Source organism: Agrobacterium sp. DKPNP3 (assembly GCF_052686535.1).
The window spans coordinates 1-18469 of record NZ_JBQYSN010000017.1 but is presented as its reverse complement, the minus strand read 5'-3'; the positions used below and the strand labels follow the sequence as shown (position 1 = coordinate 18469).

The 18469-nt window shown below is 58.2% G+C and carries 12 protein-coding genes; 4 read left to right on the top strand and 8 right to left on the bottom strand.

All coding sequences use genetic code 11. From position 1 onward, the window contains the following. The first annotated feature begins 28 nt into the window (after positions 1-28). The 3 genes from ACUTJJ_RS07300 to ACUTJJ_RS07290 are packed head-to-tail and all read left to right on the top strand — an operon-like array spanning position 29 to position 3911. A complete protein-coding gene (locus tag ACUTJJ_RS07300; protein ID WP_063950224.1) occupies positions 29-1138 on the top strand; it encodes a PAS domain-containing protein in 1110 nt (369 codons plus the stop codon). Positions 1139-1149: 11 nt separating this feature from the next. Continuing rightward, positions 1150-1575, top strand: coding sequence for a response regulator (locus tag ACUTJJ_RS07295; RefSeq protein WP_063950225.1), 426 nt, complete (start codon positions 1150-1152; stop codon positions 1573-1575). Positions 1576-1601: 26 nt separating this feature from the next. Continuing rightward, on the top strand, positions 1602-3911 hold the full coding sequence (locus ACUTJJ_RS07290; RefSeq protein ID WP_209090895.1) for a GAF domain-containing protein: 2310 nt from the start codon (positions 1602-1604) through the stop codon (positions 3909-3911). Between the two features lie 146 nt (positions 3912-4057). On the opposite strand, the gene glgX is transcribed toward ACUTJJ_RS07290, so the two are convergent. From glgX to ACUTJJ_RS07250, 8 genes are all read right to left on the bottom strand, one after another. Further along, on the bottom strand, positions 4058-6133 hold the full coding sequence (gene glgX, locus ACUTJJ_RS07285; protein ID WP_209090896.1) for a glycogen debranching protein GlgX: 2076 nt from the start codon (positions 6131-6133) through the stop codon (positions 4058-4060). Positions 6134-6263: 130 nt separating this feature from the next. Then, positions 6264-6473 carry a DUF2934 domain-containing protein gene (locus ACUTJJ_RS07280; RefSeq protein WP_445541773.1) on the bottom strand — a complete coding sequence of 70 codons (210 nt, stop codon included), beginning with the start codon at positions 6471-6473 and terminating at the stop codon, positions 6264-6266. Between the two features lie 110 nt (positions 6474-6583). Further along, on the bottom strand, positions 6584-6850 hold the full coding sequence (locus ACUTJJ_RS07275) for a SemiSWEET family sugar transporter (protein WP_063950229.1): 267 nt from the start codon (positions 6848-6850) through the stop codon (positions 6584-6586). A 348-nt stretch (positions 6851-7198) separates the two neighbouring features. After that, positions 7199-8821 (bottom strand): ABC-F family ATP-binding cassette domain-containing protein, encoded by a 1623-nt coding sequence (locus ACUTJJ_RS07270; protein WP_445541772.1) that lies wholly within the window; start codon positions 8819-8821, stop codon positions 7199-7201. A gap of 121 nt (positions 8822-8942) precedes the next feature. Continuing rightward, the gene (locus ACUTJJ_RS07265; RefSeq protein WP_209090902.1) at positions 8943-10181 is read right to left on the bottom strand and encodes a vWA domain-containing protein; all 1239 of its coding nucleotides are present in this window, start codon (positions 10179-10181) and stop codon (positions 8943-8945) included. Between the two features lie 167 nt (positions 10182-10348). Continuing rightward, positions 10349-11227: a transglutaminase family protein gene (locus tag ACUTJJ_RS07260; RefSeq protein WP_209090904.1), complete on the bottom strand. Its 879-nt coding sequence runs from the start codon at positions 11225-11227 to the stop codon at positions 10349-10351. A gap of 3 nt (positions 11228-11230) precedes the next feature. Beyond that, positions 11231-13636 carry a circularly permuted type 2 ATP-grasp protein gene (locus ACUTJJ_RS07255; protein WP_063950233.1) on the bottom strand — a complete coding sequence of 802 codons (2406 nt, stop codon included), beginning with the start codon at positions 13634-13636 and terminating at the stop codon, positions 11231-11233. Position 13637: 1 nt separating this feature from the next. After that, the gene (locus tag ACUTJJ_RS07250; protein WP_209090906.1) at positions 13638-16964 is read right to left on the bottom strand and encodes a transglutaminase family protein; all 3327 of its coding nucleotides are present in this window, start codon (positions 16962-16964) and stop codon (positions 13638-13640) included. A 292-nt stretch (positions 16965-17256) separates the two neighbouring features. On the opposite strand from ACUTJJ_RS07250, the gene ACUTJJ_RS07245 reads away from it, so the two are divergent. Further along, positions 17257-18469, top strand: a 1213-nt coding sequence (locus tag ACUTJJ_RS07245) for an ABC transporter ATP-binding protein/permease (RefSeq protein WP_445541771.1), incomplete at its 3' end; no start/stop codon positions are given.

The window sequence follows — 18469 nt, the reverse complement described above, 5'->3', positions numbered from 1 at the left end:
CCCCGGCGTATAATCCTCAGGACGCTGAATGAAAGACGACCCACACTCCCGGCAGGACGCTAGAGACGCCGGAGAGCGTCTTGTTTCAGGCCACGCTTCAGAAGATCCTTTTGCGGCGGCTTTTAAAGCCACCCGCATGCCGATGCTCATCACCGACCCTCGGCAGCCCGACAATCCAATCATTTTCTGCAACCGCGCCTTCTGCAACCTGACCGGCTATGGGATGGAGGAGCTGATTGGGCGCAACTGCCGCCTTCTTCAGGGACCGAAGACAAATCCGGAGGCGGTCAACAAGCTGCGCGACGCGATCGCTTCGGAACGGGATCTCGCCATCGACATCCTGAACTACCGCAAAGATGGCTCGGAGTTCTGGAACGCGCTTTTCGTCAGCCCTGTGCGCGACGTGTCCGGAGCGGTCATCTACTTTTTCGCATCGCAGCTCGATTTCACCAACATCAAAAGCAAGGAGGCCGAGCTCGCCCGCGCCCGGCATATTGCCGAGGAAGAGGTGGCGCTGAGGACGGCCGATCTGACCGAGGCACTGCGCGCAAAAACGGCGCTCGTCCATGAAGTCGATCACCGCGTCAAAAACAATCTTTTGACGATCGCCTCCATCGTCAAGCTCCAGGCACGAATGACAGACAATGAGGTCGTCGAGCGGACACTGATGTCCGTGCTGAACCGCGTCGAAGCGCTGAGCACCGTTCAGCGCAAACTCCTGAACGATGAGGATGTGGGCCATTTCGATGTGGCGGATTTCGCCAATACCCTGATGCTGGACAAGATCGGTGCCTTGAAACGGAGCGACATCACTCTCACGACGGACCTCCACGAGGTCGTGGTTCCAGCAACCAAGGCATCGCCTTTGGCGTTGATCATCAACGAGCTGATTGGAGACGCGATTGGCCGTGGACTGAAAGATGGCGGTGGCGAACTGCATCTGGAAGTGAAACGGCTCAACGGCCACTTCCTCATTCGGGTCGTTGATATCGTTGTTCCGGTTGACGTCGATAGCGAACAAGCCGCCTTCAGCAAAAAGATGCTGGAAGCATCACTAAAACAGTTGCGTGCAACGATGGTGAGGACCGTCGATAATCGCCGGACGGACGTCCAGGTCACGCTTTCTGTAAAAGACTGAAAGGATATCTCGTGAAGATCTTGATTGTTGAAGATGAGGCTTTACTGGCTATGGAGCTTGAGAGTGAAGTGGAAGAGGCCGGGCACGAGATCGTGGGCGTCGCCGCTGACAGCAAGCAAGCTCTTTCATTGATCGAAAAAACCTCGCCACAATTCGCCTTTGTGGATATTCAATTGCTTGACGGTCCAACTGGTATCGACGTCGGTCGGCATCTTGCGTCCCGTTCAATTCCCTATGTTTTCGTTTCCGGAAACCTGAAGCGCATCCCTGAGGATTTCGCGGGGGCGCTTGGCGCGATCGAAAAACCTTACACGATGAACGGGTTGCAAAATGCACTTGAATTCATCGACACCATCGTGAACGGCGAGCACCAGTCGGTTACCGCACCGCCAAGTCTTGTGTTGTCGCCGAACTTGCTCGCTGCATTGTCGGTGTAAGACGCCGTCGTAAATAGGATTTGCCCTTGAACTCGCCATCTGAACGCATCGAAGCCGTTCGCAATTCTGGTTTGCTTGATGTTCAGGGCCAATCCGAATTCCAGGAGATTATCGAGGTTGTTAAATCCGGGCTGAAATGTCCGGTAGCACTGATTTCCATTCTCGATGAGCATCGGCAAGTCTTCATCGCCCATCTCGGCCTTCCGGAAAAATGGGCCGAAGCGGCAGAGACGCCGCTGACGCATTCTTTTTGCCAGCACGTGGTGCGCGACAAGATACCCCTCATCATCGGCGACGCGACACTCCACCACCTCGTCAGGGACAATTTGGCCATCGCCGATCTCGGCGTGATTTCATATATGGGCGTTCCGGTCACCATGCCGGATGGTCTGGTCATCGGCGCGCTCGCGGCAATCGACGGAGAGCCGCGAAGCTGGACTGAGAGTGAGCTGGAACTGCTGAGCCGGATCGGGCGTGTCGCTTCCAATCAGATTGCCACCTTCCTCTCTGAGCGTCGATGGGAAACACTGTTTCGACAGCTGGAAGAGGGCATCGTCGTCGGCTCCGTGATCCGCGATCTCGAAGGATCGATCATCGACTGGCGGTTTGAAACAATCAATCCGGCCTGGAGTGTTCTTCTCGGCTTACCCGGAGATAATGTCCCCGGCCAAACGATGCGCGATGTCTTCCCAGACTTTGAGGAAGAATGGATTTCCGATGTCGCCGAAGCGATGGAGACCAGGCAAAGCAAGCGTTTCACACGCAAGATCCGCTCCCTGGATCGCTGGTTCGACGGCTACGTGCAGGCGACCGGCAACGATAAATTCGTCATCATCTTCGTCGACGTTACTGATCGCATGCAGGCGGTGGAGGCGTTACGCAACAGCGAGACGAAACTGCGACTGATCGTTGAAGGGGCCAAGGATTACATCATCCTGACGCTCGATGAGAACCACCGCATCACCAGCTGGTTTGGCGGTGCCGAGGAGACTTTCGGTTGGTCGGAAGCGCAGATGCTTGGCAGACCGTTCGAAGATATTTTTACGCAGGAAGATCGGGCGGCGAATATTCCGCAGCTTGAGATCGACACGGCGGGTCGCGAGGGTGTTGCACTTGATCGCCGATGGCATCTCACCGCCGATGGTACGCGGGTCTTTCTCGATGGCACCATACGCCCGATGCCCAATCATTACTCCTCCCATCTTTCCGGCTTCATCAAGGTTGCGAGAAACGCGACAGCACAAAAGCTCTCGGAGGACAGGCAGCTCGCTTTTCTCGAACTGGGGGAAAAGATCCGCGAACTCGACTCGGTCGCCGACGTCGCTTTCGCCGCCGCGGAAATTATGGCTCGAAATCTGCAAGGGGCAACGCGGGCGGGTTATGGCATCGTCGATCCCATCGCCGAGACTGTGGAGATGCTGCCTGACTGGCGCGCGGCCGGGATGTTCACCGTTGCCGGCCGCCATCATTTTCGTGAATACGGTTCCTATATCGAAGACTTGAAGCGTGGCGAGCTAGTGATCATAGCTGACGTCGCTGCCGATCCGAGGACATCGGGGTCAGCGGAGCTTTTGAACTCGCTGGGCATTTCCGTCCTTGTTAACGTCCCAATCCTTGAACGGGGCGCTTTTGTCGGCGTCATGTTTGTGCACTACGAAAAGCCGCACGAATTTTCTCCAGAAGAACGGGATTTTGTGCGGACGATTGCCGATCGGACCCGCGAAGCAATATCGCGGATCCGTGCGGAGCATGAGCAACAGGTTCTCAACCACGAGATAAGCCATCGGCTGAAAAACACGATGGCGATGGTTCAGGCAATCGCGACCCAGACCCTTCGGCCCGTCACCGACAGGGCGCCCGTGGAAGCCTTTGTCAGCCGGCTTCATGCTCTTTCGAAAGCGCATGAAGTCCTTCTCAATCACGACTGGTCATCAGCGCGCATGATGACCGTGATCGATTCCGTGCTTCGGCAACTTTCCCTTCCGGATCGTTACCGTCTTTCAGGTTCGGACCTTGAGATCGGTCCGCGGACGGCGCTCAGCCTTGGGCTTCTCATGCACGAGCTCGGCACCAACGCCCTGAAATATGGCGCCTGGTCGAGCGACGCTGGAAAGGTCATCGTGACGTGGAGGGTCGAGCCCGTCGGTGGGGACAGCACGCTCGTTGTCGAGTGGGACGAACAGGATGGTCCCCCGGTCGTACTGCCGTCGGGCAAAGGGTTTGGATCGAAGCTGATCCGTATGGGCCTCCTGGGAACCGGAGGCGTCGAGATCAATTACGATCCTGACGGACTGCGCGTGACCATGCAGGCGCTGGTTTCACAGCTGGGACAATAGCATTTGCCACAAATAGCGCCAGCGATAGGCGAGGCTCTTTGGTTTGCGTAAACTCGAAGGGTATCAGCCCCAGGTGTCGGCGACCTCTGGGGCTATCTGCTTTTCATATCGACTGGAGCAGGGCTCGACGGCGCCGGCCATCTACGTTAGCGGTGCTTCCCGGAGCGAAGCAGGACCAGACTGCGTTCGACCAGATCATATGGAGAATCCCCCACCTCCCGCTCTTCCAGGAGAGGATCGGCGGTGGTCAGTACTTCAAACCAGCCGCCCTCAACCTCGGGCAGGGCGAACGGCACGTGTCCGTCATGTGGATTGAAGAGGATGAGAATGTCGTCCCAGCCCTCTTCCTCGTCATGATCACGGGAAACCCGTAGACCGATCGTGGTCGCGCCGGGATCAGCCCACTGTTCCTCCGTCTGTTCGGTCGCGGCGGGATTGTACCAGGTCATGACCATGCCATCACGCCAGTCGTCGCGCCTCAGGATTGAATGGGAATGGCGCAATGCGATCAGTTTGCGGACGAAATTACGGAGTTGGTCGGCGCTTTCAGGCAGATTGTCCCAGTGGACCCAACTGAGTTCGCTATCCTGACAATAACCGTTATTGTTGCCCATCTGGCTACGGCCGAATTCGTCGCCTGCCAGCAGCATGGGCGTTCCGTGGGACAGGAACAACGTCGCCAGGAAGTTGCGCTTCTGGCGATCGCGAAGAGCGATGATTGTCTCATCGTCCGTAGGGCCCTCGACGCCAAAATTGAAACTGCGGTTGTCGCCATGACCGTCCTTGTTGTCTTCCCCGTTGGCCTCATTGTGTTTGTCGTTGTACGAGACAAGATCGTTGAGGGTGAAGCCATCGTGGGCCGTCAGGAAGTTGACGCCCGACCAGGGGCGGCGGCCGCGCTTGTCGTATACGTCACCGGAACCAAGAATTCGCGCGGCAAAATCTGGCGTGGTCCCGTCTTTATCCCGCCAGTAGTCGCGCACGGTGTCGCGGTATTTGTCATTCCATTCAGCCCAGCCGGGAGGAAACCCGCCTACCTGGTATCCGCCGGGGCCAATGTCCCAGGGCTCACCGACCAGCTTCAGACGCGACAGAACAGGATCCTGGCCAACCGCATCGAAGAAACCGCTGCGCTGGTCAAAACCTTCAGGCTCGCGCCCGAGAATTGTTCCAAGATCAAACCGAAAGCCATCTATTTCCATCTCCTGCGCCCAATAGCGCAGAGAGTCCGTGATCATCTGCAAAACCCTGGGGTGGGATGTATTCACGGTGTTTCCGGTGCCGGTATCATTGATGTAATACCGGGCCTGATCCGGCATCGTGCGATAATAGGAAAAGTTGTCGATGCCCCGAAAGGAGAGCGTCGGCCCCATCTCATTGCCTTCGGCCGTATGGTTGTAGACGACATCGAGAATGACTTCGATACCGGCATCGTGAAATGCACGGACCATGTCGCGGAAACCATCTATGCCGCGGGGTCCAAAATATCGGTTGGCCGGCGCGAAGAAAGCCAGAGTGTTATATCCCCAGAAGTTCTTCAGCCCCTTGTCCAATAGGTGGGCGTCGTCGGGGAACCAGTGGACGGGCAACAGCTCGATGGAGGTGATGCCAAGGCTTTTGACATAATCGACGATATTTTTATGACCGAGGCCCTCGAAAGTCCCGCGAAGCTCTTGCGGAACGGACGAGTGCAACTGCGTGAAGCCTTTGACATGGGTTTCGTAAAATATTGTCTTGGACCAAGGAATTTCGGGGCGGGTTGCACGAGGAGATTTGTCTGTAGATCCGACGATTCGGGCTTTTGGGACGAATTGCGCGCTATCGGTCTCGTCGAACGAAAGATCCTTGTCCTCGCTGCCGATAACGTAAGCGAACTGGGCCTGTTGCCACGCAATATCGCCCACGAGCTCTCTGGCATAGGGATCCAAAAGTAATTTGTTCGGATTGAAGCGGTGACCTTTTTCGGGGTCGAAAGGACCATGAACACGGTAGCCATAAAGTGCGCCTGCCTTCAGGCCCGGCACATAGCCGTGCCAGATCTCATTCGTATATTCGGGAAGATCGAAGCGATCGACCTCCTGAGATCCGTCTTCCGAATATAAGCAGAGTTCCACCCGCTCCGCATGCGCGCTGAACAGCGCGAAATTCACACCCTTATCGTCCGCTGTCGCGCCGAGTTGACGATAGTCACCGGCGACGATACGGGAATTTCTGCTGATCATTATTGCCTCTGAAAAGTTCGACGGGGAAAGGAGGTCGTGGCATCTGGAGGAAAGACGAACTCGTTTTCCGCCACGCAAACAACCTCCGCGCAGCCGAACGGTTCCTCCCTGTCGTGAAGATTATTCGCGCTCAAGGCGCGAGCGACGTTTCAGTGCGCTCCGCATCAATGCTTTCCAACGACGTGTCATCCTGTGGCGGGGTTTCGGTGGGTCCGAACTCCTCCTCCCATTCCGCGCTCGCGGCGTGCCACTGCTCTTCATCCTGCCCATCAGGGCGGCCCGCCTGTTCCCATAGTTCATAAGCGCGTTTCGAAATCCATTCCTCGCGATCCGTACCCATGTCGTTCTCCCTTGAAGGTTCGAGAAAATGTCGTCCTGTCCAACCTCAGCCCGAAAGGAAAGTTCCGCCATGGCACACGAGCGCGCGCCAGATCGCCAAATGCAAAAATCTTAGCGGTGCTGACGTTGTGCCTGTCGCTTTTTAAACAGGACGATGCCGGAGAGACAGAAACAGATGGAATTCGTCAGAATGATCGGCCATTCGCTCCGCAGAAAACCGAATGTCGCCCAAAGCGCAAATCCCGTCACGGTCAGGAAATACATGCGCGCCGAAATAGCTGCCGTGTCGCCTGTTCTCACCACCTTCCAGACCTGCGGTATGAAACTGGAAACCGAGCAAAACGAGGCGAGATAACCAACGATCAAACCAGCATCCATCACTGTTCCTTTCCTGCGCCGTTCACAAAGAATCGTTTCTAACCATCAGCACCTTCGCAGGACGACGGCTCGAGCACAGCAATAGTGCGAACCGCGGTGGCCAGTCGTGGTTCCAAGCCTTTATATGCGCGGGTTAGGGAACTTGCGGACCATTTGCCCGATTTAAACGGCAGTTTGGTCTGATCTCGAGCTACGCGGCGCCGGATGGGGATTCAGCACCAGTCACTCAGCGATGAAATCATGGCCCTTGGCGGCGGACATCAAAAAGCCATGCCGCCGGGCGCCTACGTTCTTTTTGTCTACGCTCCTAGAGACTACTCCGTCTAATCGTGATTGACGTTCCTGAGCTCAGCTGCGCAGACCTGGTGCTTCCTGTCCCGTGCTCTCGACATATTCGGTGTAGCCGCCGCCGTACTGATGGATGCCGTCAGGTGTCAGTTCCAGCACGCGGTTTGAAAGCGCGGCCAGGAAATGACGATCGTGCGAAACGAAAAGCATTGTGCCTTCATAGTCGGACAGTGCCTTGATCAGCATTTCCTTGGTGTCGAGATCAAGATGGTTGGTTGGCTCGTCCAGCACGAGGAAATTCGGTGGGTCGAACAGCATGGCGGCCATGACAAGGCGCGCTTTTTCGCCGCCGGACAGAACGCGGCAGCGCTTCTCGACATCATCGCCAGAAAAGCCGAAGCAGCCGGCAAGGGCGCGCAGCGGTGCTTGACCGGCTTTGGGAAACCGTTCCTCAAGCCATTCGAGGATGGTGCTGTCACCGTCAAGGACATCCATGGCGTGCTGCGCGAAATAACCCAGCTTGACGCTGGCGCCGAGGGTAACATTGCCGGAATCCGGTTCTGCCGTTCCCGTCACCAGTTTCAGCAATGTCGATTTCCCGGCGCCATTCACACCCATGATGCACCAGCGCTCCTTGCGGCGAACCATGAAGTCGAGGTCGTCATAGATCGTGCGGCTGCCATAGGTCTTGTTGACTTTCTTCAGCGCGACGACATCCTCCCCTGAGCGCGGGGCGGGCGCGAATTCGAATGCCACCGTCTGTCGCCGTTTCGGCGGCTCTACACGGTCGATCTTCTCAAGCTTCTTCACGCGGCTTTGCACCTGCGAGGCGTGCGAGGCGCGGGCCTTGAAACGCTCGATGAACTTGATTTCCTTCGCAAGCATCGCCTGCTGGCGCTCGAACTGCGCCTGTTGCTGCTTTTCGTTCTGGGCGCGCTGCTGCTCGTAAAAACCGTAGTCCCCGGAATAGGTGGTGAGGTTACCCGCATCGATTTCGATGATCTTGGTAACGATGCGGTTCATGAATTCGCGGTCATGCGAGGTCATGAGCAAAGCGCCATCGTAATTTTTCAGGAAGTCCTCAAGCCAGATGAGGCTCTCAAGGTCCAGATGGTTCGACGGTTCGTCGAGCAACATCACGTCGGGGCGCATGAGCAGAATGCGAGCAAGCGCCACGCGCATCTTCCATCCGCCTGATAGCTTGGAGACATCACCGTCCATCATGTCCTGGGTGAAGCTCAGCCCGGCAAGAACTTCCCGAGCGCGGCCTTCCAGCGCATAGCCGTCAAGTTCCTCGTACCGCGCCTGCACCTCGCCATAGCGCTCGATGATCGCGTCCATCTCGTCCATCCTGTCAGGATCGGACATCGCGGCCTCCAGCTCCCGCAGTTCGGCAGCCACGGCGCTGACGGGACCTGCCCCCTCCATGACCTCGGCAACGGCAGACCTGCCGGACATTTCGCCGACGTCCTGATCGAAATAGCCAACCGTCATGCCCTTCTCGACAACGACCTGGCCTTCGTCGGGCTGCTCTTCCCCCGTTATCATCCGGAACAGCGTGGTCTTGCCGGCGCCGTTCGGGCCGACGAGGCCAATCTTCTCACCGCGATTGAGCGCGGCGGAGGCTTCGATATAGAGAATGCGATGGCTGTTCGACTTGCTGATATTTTCGATGCGGATCATGACAGGGCCTGTGAATGGGAGCGGCCCTCCTATGCCATGGGCCGCTGCCGCTGTCACCTGCCGTGCAGGTTCTGACAGCCATGCATGGCATAAACCTCATCCGGGGAGATCGCGAGACCCGTCAATTTGTCAGCGTGGCGATGCTGCCGGCGGCCTTGCGGGCGATTTCGCCAAACGCGGTCACGATCTGCTCCATGTTTTCAGGCGCATAATAATTGTCCGCACTTGAGGCGCAATATTGCAGCAGCGCCTTGCCCTTATCGGGAGCCATGAAGGCGACGGTAAAAATTTTGATGCCGTCCTTCTTCGCGGTTTCGCAGGTGGTGCGCACGGACTGGTCAATGCTGGAATTCCACGACGCACTGTTTCCCGTCATCTCGCCATCGGTCATGAGAACGATATAGCGCTCGAAGGATTCACTGCCCTTGTCTTTGTGTGCCTTCGCTTCGGCGGGGTTGGATGTTTTAAGCGCGTTGTAGGCGGCGGTCAGGCTGCTGCGGGCATCCGTGCCGCCGGTGGGGAATTCCGGGATCTGCTTGTCGACGTAGGTGACGACGCTGTTCGTCCCCCAGCTGAGGGGCTGGGCAGGATAGGTCTCGTGCGTATAGACAGACGCGCCCGTGCGGACGAGTTCCGAGCCGCCGTTCGCCGTGTAGGTCGGATCGGCCTTGTTCAACGTTGCGACAAGGAACCCGACTGCGGTTTTCAGCGAGGTGGCCTTGTTGACGTAACACGGCGATGACTTGGTAAGATTGGGATATTTGATCCAGTTGTCAGCAGTGTAGTTCTGGCAGGACGTTTTTTTGGTGTCGACTGTGTCCGTCTTGAACGACATGGAACCGGAACGATCGAGCGCCAGATACATGGAGATCGGCGCGCCCTTGTTGACGGTACTCTTTGCCGTGCCCGTTACGGAAACGTCGATCGTGTGCGCCCCGATCAAACCGAGCAGCGGGTTAAGCTGGATTTTCTGGTTTATCTTGGTTTCAATGATGAAGGTCTTGCCGCGGGCGTTTTCGGTTGCCCCGACATTGGTGAGAGAATTCTCGTCCAGTTCCTTTTTCTGCTCCTCGGTCAGGCTCTGGTCCATCTGGCCCGCGATGAAGGCTTTGGCGATTTCCTTTATCTGTTCATCGGTCAGTTTGCCCTCCCGCAGACGCGCTTCCGTTGCGGCGGCAAGTGCGGCGGAATCTGCCGTATTCTGCAGGTTCGCTTTCGCCTGCATAACATTTGCGAGTTCCAAGCCGGCGCCTGCAACGCCCAGCAGGACCGGAAGCAATATAGCCGTCAACATGCCAAAATTTCCGCTCGTATCTGCAAAGAAACGGCGCTTGAGGCTTCTGGACGGCAGGACGGTCATCGGGTGCTCACTATTAGAATATTCGACTGAGCGCAGGAAAGCCGCAAACGATGTAAAATACGCTAACATGACCGCTTCAATTTTACGCAGCGTTCAAATTGGTGCAGATTTTGAAGTATTTTCAAGAATTGCTTGAGGCGTTGTCCGCAATAATACAGATCGTATCATTATTGGACGGGGACGACATCGACCGCCTGTTTTATCTGCTGGTTACCGTAGCTCTTCAAGACGCCGATGACGGGAGCGACATCGGAATAGTCCCGGCCGTACCCGACGACGATATGGTCGCTTCCCGCGGCAATATCATTCGTTGGGTCCAGTTCCAGATAGCCGGTTGCTTCACCGCACCAGATGCGCACCCAGGCATGCATGGCATCCGCGCCTTCCAGCCGCTCTTTGCCAGGCGGCGGAATGGTGCGCAGGAAACCGCTGACGTAACCGGCAGGAATACCAAGGCTGCGCAGCGCCAAGATCATGATGTGCGAAAAATCCTGGCACACGCCGCGCTTGAGCTTGAAGGCTTCCGATGGTGTTGTGTCCACCGTCGTTGCCTCGCCATCATACGTGAAGTCCTTGTGGATATGCTTGCAGAGCGAAAGAGCGATTTCGCGAATGGTCATTCCGGGTTCCACCATGTCCCGCGCATAGGCGGAGATCGCCGCATCCGTTCCAATTCTAGGGCTTGGACCGACGAGATGGTGGGGTGACTGGAAATCCAGCGACCAGACATCCGCCAGTTCCTGTGGCAGGCGCGAAAGCTCCGGCGAAAAATCCGCGGTTAGTGCGATTGGCTCCACCATCACGCGGGCCTGCATTCGAATGTCGAGCTTCTCATGCGGCGAACGCAGATGCACTGATGTTGCAGACTGATGAAAGAAGTCCTCGAAGACGACACGCTCTTCCGGCGTCGGCAAAACATCGATGGATCCGGCGACCAGCCTTTGCCGACCAGGTATCGAGAGCGGCAGGATACGAATGATGTGGCGTGCGCCGTGGGCTGGCGTGTCGTAGGTATAACCCATATGCAGGGAAAGGTCGTAAAGCATCGGTTATCCCAGGTAGGTCCGGGCCAGAACATCGGAGAGATGTTCCATATCGGTCTCAAGCTGACGATAGATCGCGCCGTTCATGGTCTCAGGTGTCATGACCGCCAGTCCGGAATGCAAACGCATTGCCTCCCGATAGAAGGGAGACATCTGACCATTGACGAAAGCGTTCGGAAGCTGCTCCACCTCGGTGCGGATTTCATTCAGCTGGAACAGGATCGAGCGCGGATTGAGCGGATCAAGCGCCAGAAGATCGGTGACGGTCAGACCGGCCGTGTTGACATTGTAGCGACGACGATGGGTCATCACGCTGTCGCCGATCTCAAGCAGCATGTCGTAAGAACCATCCGGAGCGTCGGGACCGGCCATGTGGCCGAGAAGCCGCGTCATATGCAGCCCGCGCTCGAGATAACGGCCAATCGAGAGGAAACGCCAGCCCGTGAAGCGATACATGTTTTCGTGAACAAGGCCCGCAAAACCGGCGAGCTTGCGCAGCAGGATCGTCATCGCATGGGTGGCGTCGTCGCCGGGCGCCACCTTGGCGTGGAAACGCCTCGCGGTCTTGGCAAGATCGTTCAGCGCCAGCCAGCCATCCGGTGAAAAGCGGTCGCGAATATTGCTGGCCGAGTAAAGAGCGCTGTTGATGTTGTTGAGCAGACTTTCCGGCACCGCATCATTCATCTCGACGTCGAGCGCTTCGAGATAACGCGTCACATGGGCAAGCAGCGGCTGGCGCGGATCGGCGGATTCCGCGAAGCGCCCGTGCCATGCGCGCAGGATACGCAGCACGCCTTCCGAGCGTTCGATATAGCGGCCAAGCCAGAAGAGGTTGTCGGCGGCGCGGCTTGGCAGGCTTCCCGGCATATTGCGGGTGAAACTCTCTTCCGCTGGCAGCAGCGATGTGCGCTCAACCGGCTGGTCGCTGACGATCCAGACGTCAGCCGCACTTCCACCCGACTGCATGGCGATGGCGGAGACATCGTCGCCGCTGCCGATGCGGGCAAAGCCACCGGGCATGATCTGCCAGCCCTCCTGCGTACGGGCGGCGAAGACGCGAAGGCTCATCGGACGCGGGACAAGCTTATTGTCGACATAGGCAGGTGTGGTCGAAAGCTTCACCACTTCCTGGCCCACCAGCCTGTGGCCATCGGAAGCAAGCCAGTCGCTGATCGATTCCTTGGCTGTTTCACGCAATGAGGAGCCGAGTACGGATTGGCCGTTATCATCAAAAAAAGGCAGCCGCGAATAAGCGGGGCCAATGACCATGCCTTCAATATTGGAGGCAACATGGCGACGCTCGGCTTCCTGTCCGCACCACCAGGTGGCGATGGATGGAAGTTTTAGCTCCTCCCCGAGAAGGTGGCGGCAGATGCGCGGCATGAAGGCAAGCAGCGCCCGCGTTTCCAGGATGCCGCTGCCGAGCGCATTGACGATCGTCAGCGCTTCATTGCGCAGCGCTTGGACCATGCCCGGCGTGCCGATATGGGAGTGCTGGTTGAGCTCGAGAGGATCGGAATAGGAGGCATCGAGACGTCGCCACAGCACGCCAATGGGCTTCAGTCCGGCCACAGTTCTGACCATGACGCGACCGTTGACGACCGTCAGGTCCTCGCCCTCCAGCAACATGAAGCCGAGATAACGGGCTATATAGGCATGTTCGAAATAGGTCTCGTTGGCGGGGCCGGGGGTCAACACCGCGATGCGGTCGTCAGGGTGTTTCCGGTGCGACTGCAGGGCATCACGGAAGGCCCCAAAAAACGAGGCGAGGCGATGCACATGGCTTTCCGCGTAGATATCGGACAGGGCACGGGTTGTCGCCACTCGGTTTTCCAGCGCGAAGCCGGCCCCTGAGGGCGCCTGCGTCCGGTCGGCCAGCACCCACCAATTTCCGTCCGGCCCCCGGCCGATTTCGAAAGAGCAGAAATGCAGGTAGTGGCCGCTTGCTGGTTTCACGCCAACCATGGGGCGCAGATATTCCGGATTGGAGGCAATCAGCGCCGGCGGCACATAGCCTTCCTTGACCAGCCGGTTCTCGCCATAGAAGTCAGCGACCATCGCCTCCAGGAGATCGGCGCGCTGCTTTAAGCCTTCCGAAAGCACAGCCCACTCCCGGTCGTCAATCAGGACCGGAATGTGGGAAATCGGCCAGTTTCTCTCACCGCTGCCCTTGCCGTAATCGCGATAGAATACGCCGGCGTCGCGCAGATAGCGGTCGGTGCGGGCAAAACGCTCATGCAGTTCCCGCTCCGACATGCGCGACAGTGCCTCGAGCAGGGTCCTCCATACCGGCCTAACCCTGCCGTTGGTATCGAGCATTTCATCGGCCACACCCGGCAGCGGGAAATAGTCAAGCCCGCTCGGTTGCGGGCCCGTCTTCAACTTGCGATCCGTTGCCGGGGCTTTGGACAATTTACACTCCGTAAGGCCGGCGCAGATCAAGCGTCAGCGGAAATTCTGGCGACACGGTTTCCGCCTGCAACGGATATTGCCCTGCCGTATGTCCCCATGGTTCGAAACGGGCGAGGCGGCGTGCCTCCGCCTCGTTGCCGTTGACGGGAAAGGTCTCGTAATTGCGCCCGCCCGGATGAGCAACATGGTAGATGCATCCGCCGATCGATCGGCCCGACCATGTATCATAAATGTCAAAGGTCAAGGGTGAATTGACCGGCAAAACCGGGTGCAGACCGGAGGCGGGCTGCCAGGCCTTGAAGCGGACGCCGGCCACCGAAACGCTACGATTTTCCGTGGGCGTCAGCGGGACGGCGCGGCCGTTGCAGGCCACGGTGTAACGGGCGGGATTGGAGGTTTCCAGCCGCACCTGCAGCCGCTCGACGGAGCTGTCGACGAAACGCACGGTGCCGCCAATGGCGCCCTGTTCGCCCATGACATGCCACGGCTCCAGCGCCTGGCGCAATTCGAGTTTCGCGCCCTCGTATTCCACTTCACCAAAGAACGGGAAACGGAATTCCTGCTGGGCCGTGAACCATTCAGGTTTCACGTCGAATCCGTTTTCACGGAGGTCAGCCAGCACATCGAGAAAGTCGGCCCAGATATAATGCGGCAGCATGAAGCGATCAGCGAGCGCCGTGCCCCAGCGCACGAATTTGCCGGCGGCCGGATTTTTCCAGAAACGGGCAATAAGGGCACGCACCAGCAATTGCTGGGCAAGCGACATGCGGGCATTGGGCGGCATTTCAAAGCCGCGAAATTCCACCAGCCCGAGACGACCGGTCGGCCCATCTGGCGAGAACAGCTTGTCGATGCAGATTTCAGCGCGGTGGGTATTGCCTGTCACATCCGTCAGCAGGTTGCGGAACAGGCGATCGACCAGCCATGGCAGCGGTGGCACCCCTTCACCGGGTGGGGGCACCTGCGCCAACGCTATTTCCAGCTCATAAAGGCTGTCGTGCCGGGCCTCGTCGATGCGCGGCGCCTGACTCGTCGGGCCGATGAACAGGCCTGAGAAAAGATAGGAGAGTGACGGATGCCGCTGCCAGTGGAGCACGAGGCTTTTGAGAAGATCGGGACGGCGCAGGAACGGGCTGTCATTGGGGCTCGCGCCCCCAACCACCACGTGGTTGCCGCCGCCTGTGCCGGTGTGACGACCGTCGATCATGAACTTGTCGGCACCGAGACGCGACTGGCGCGCCTCCTCATAGACTGCGGTGGTGATGTCGACGCAATCCTTCCAGCTCGAAGCGGGATGGATGTTGACCTCGATGACACCGGGATCGGGCGCGACCCGGATGACGTTGATGCGCTCGTCATGGGGCGGCGCATATCCTTCGATGTGCACGGGCAATCCTTGCTCGGCAGCGGCTGCTTCTGCGGCGGCTATCAGCTCCAGATAATCCTCGATGCGCTCGACCGGCGGCATGAAGACGCAGAGCCGGCCATCGCGCGGCTCGACGGAAAGGGCCGTCCGCACCGCACCGCCAATCTCGCCGAGCGTCTGTTCGATCCGCTCTTGCCCCGAAACCTCGTTTGCCTGGAAAGACGCTTCCGGCATGGGGCGGCCGGATGGCTTGAAGGCATCGGGAAGCGGACCGCGGGGAATAGAAGGATCGGCCTCATGGATGTAGGGATAAGCAGATGGCGGCACGTAGGGCAGGGTGCCGAGCGGGAGGCGATAACCCACGGGGCTGTCGCCGGGAACAAGGAATATCTTGCCGCGACGGGTCTTCCACTTCTCGCTGATCCAGCGCTTGCCGCCAGCCCGCGCGTTCCACGCCTGAACAGGAAGGATATAGCCCGTTGGCGTCGTCAGTCCGCGCTCGAAGACGCGGGCGAGGCGGTTTCGTTCTTCCGGGTCTTTCAACTTGGAATTGGACGGATCGACATTGTCGGGAAGGCTTCCTTCCTTGATGATCCATTCGGCTGGATCCTCATAGGCGGGCAACACCAGATCGCCTTCGATGCCGAGCTGTGTTGCGATGCCGCCTAGTAGTTTCTGCGCATCGTCGGCACCAACGCCCGTGTCTGCGCCCTCATTGGCGATCAGATCAGGATTTTGCCAGATGGGGAGACCGTCTTTTCGCCAGTAAAGCGAGAAAGTCCAGCGCGGCAGGCTTTCGCCGGGATACCATTTTCCCTGTCCGTAATGCAAAAAGCCGCCCGGTGCGAAGCGTTCCCGCAGACGGCGGATCAGGATGTCTGCTTTCTCACGTTTTGTCGGCCCCACCGCGCCGGTATTCCATTCGTCGGACTCGAAATCATCGATGGATACGAACGTCGGCTCGCCGCCCATTGTCAACCGGACATCATGGCTGTTGAGAACCTCATCCACCCTATGGCCGAGAGCATTAAGATCGTCCCAGCTCTCATCGGAGAACGGTTTCGTGATGCGCGGCGTTTCCGCAACCCGCCGAACCTGCATGTCGAAGGCGAATTCGGTATTGGCGTGGCCGAAATATCCACCCGAGATCGGTGCCGCATTGCGGTAATGTGGCGTTGCCGCGAGTGGAATATGGCTCTCTCCCGTCAGCAGCCCGGAGGTCGGGTCGAGGCCGATCCAGCCGGCACCGGGCATATAGACTTCGGCCCAGGCGTGCAGATCGGTAAAATCGACTTCGGTCCCGGAGGGGCCATCGAGGGCCTTGAGATCAGGCGTCAGCTGAATGAGATATCCCGACACGAAGCGTGCCGCGAGCCCAAGGTGCCGCAGAACCTGCACCAGCAGCCAGCTTGTGTCGCGACACGAACCCTTGCCGGAGGCGAGCGTCTCCTCGGGCGTCTGGACGCCGGGTTCCATGCGGATCACGTACCCAATTTCCTGCTGCAGCCGGGCATTGAGGCCGACAACCATATCTACGGTCGGTTGCCCAGGTGTGCGGTCGACGGTGGCCATGAAGGCGGAGAGCAAAGGGCCCGCTGGCTCCGGCTTCATGTAAATGGAAAGATCGTCCCGCAGTTCCTGCGGATAATCGAAGGGCCACTTGGTCGCCTCTTCCTCTACAAAAAAGTCGAACGGATTATAAACCGTCATATCGGCGACAAGATCGACCTCGATCTTGAACTCCGTCGCCGGCTCGGGAAAAACGAAGCGGGCGAGGTAATTGCCGTAGGGGTCTTGCTGAAGGTTCACGAAGTGGTTTGTAGGCGAAACCTTGAGCGAATGGCTGATGACGCGGGTTCGGGAATGCGAGGCGGGCTTCAGTCTTATAATCTGTGGTCCAAGGCGGACCGGGTTATCGTATTTATAATGCGTCAGATGATAGATGCTCGCTTTGATCGCCATTAATCTGCCTTGCCCGGTTTTCCGGTTTATGCGGTTGTCCGCCCCTCTGAAATTAACGGGATTTTGTGCAATGCAGGAAGAGAAAGCAAGGATCATTTCCGGGGGCAATCGCATTGTTCGCTTTGGATGGCGGTACTTCCCCGCACAAAGAATTGCCCCGGCTTTTTAGTCACTGCCGTTCAGATTTTGCCGCGATTGTGGACAAGGGTGAACGGCATGTTATTGCTTGGCATCGCAAGGCGCAGAATCGCGACCCGCTTTCTTTGCCGATTGACGTTTCGGAATGGAATGAATGGCAACATCGGTAACCGACGATCAGCGCAAAGGCGCGGCTAATCTTTCGGGTTTCGATCTCGATTTTCCAGCACAGCTGCGCATGATGGGCCGTGCCTTCTGGACGTCGCCGGTGCGCACGCGGCTAATCCTGCTATCGGTGGCTCTGCTGACGGTGATATTGCTCACTGCCTACGGGCAGATCAGGCTCAATGAATGGAACGCGCCCTTTTATAACGCACTTGAGCGGCGCGATCTCGATGCCTTCCTTCATCAGCTCGAAGTTTTCGCCATCATTGCCGGGCTACTATTGCTGCTCAATGTCATCCAGACCTGGCTCAACCAGATGACGGCTCTCAACATGCGCGAGGGTCTCGCCAAGGATATGGTGGACCAGTGGCTGAAGCCGGGTCGCGCGGCCCGGCTCGCCAGCTTTGGCACGATTTCCATCAACCCGGATCAGCGCCTGCATGACGACGTCCGCAATCTTGCGGAAAGCAGCACAGCCCTTTCCATCGGCCTCGTCAATGCAACGATACTGCTCGTCAGCTTCATCGGTGTCCTCTGGTCACTTTCGGCGGGCTTTGCAATCACGATCAGTGGCGATACCTACGCGGTACCGGGCTATATGGTCTGGGCGGCGATCCTTTATGCAGGGTCGGCCTCGCTTCTCAGCAATCTCGTCGGGTATCGGCTGGTGGGGTTGAATGCCGAGCGTTACTCAAAGGAGGCGGAGCTGCGCTTTTCGTTGATGAGGGCAAGCGAAAATCTCGCGGCGATCGCGCTCGCTGGAGGTGAGAAAAACGAGAGACGCCGCATCGGCATCGATATCGACGCCGTGCTCGGCGTCATTCGCGGGCTTGCCATGGCCTTGACGCATCTGACATGGGTCTCCGCAGGTTATGGCTGGCTGGCGGTGGTCGCGCCAATTTTGATTGCGGCACCGGTCTATTTTTCCGGCAACCTCACCTTCGGCGGGCTGATGATGGCCGTTGGAGCGTTCAACCAGGTCAACACGGCGCTGCGCTGGTATATCGATAATTTCGGCCCGATCGCCAGCTGGAAGGCGACGTTGCAGCGCGTTTCGGTCTTTCGCAACGCTCTCATTCAAATGGATAGCGTCGAGCAGCACGGCCTCACGATCGATCTCGACCGCAACGCGGAGCATGAAAAAATCCGTCTGCGGTCGGTGACGATCTGCCGGGAGGCGGGCGGACAGGATCTGGAGCGCG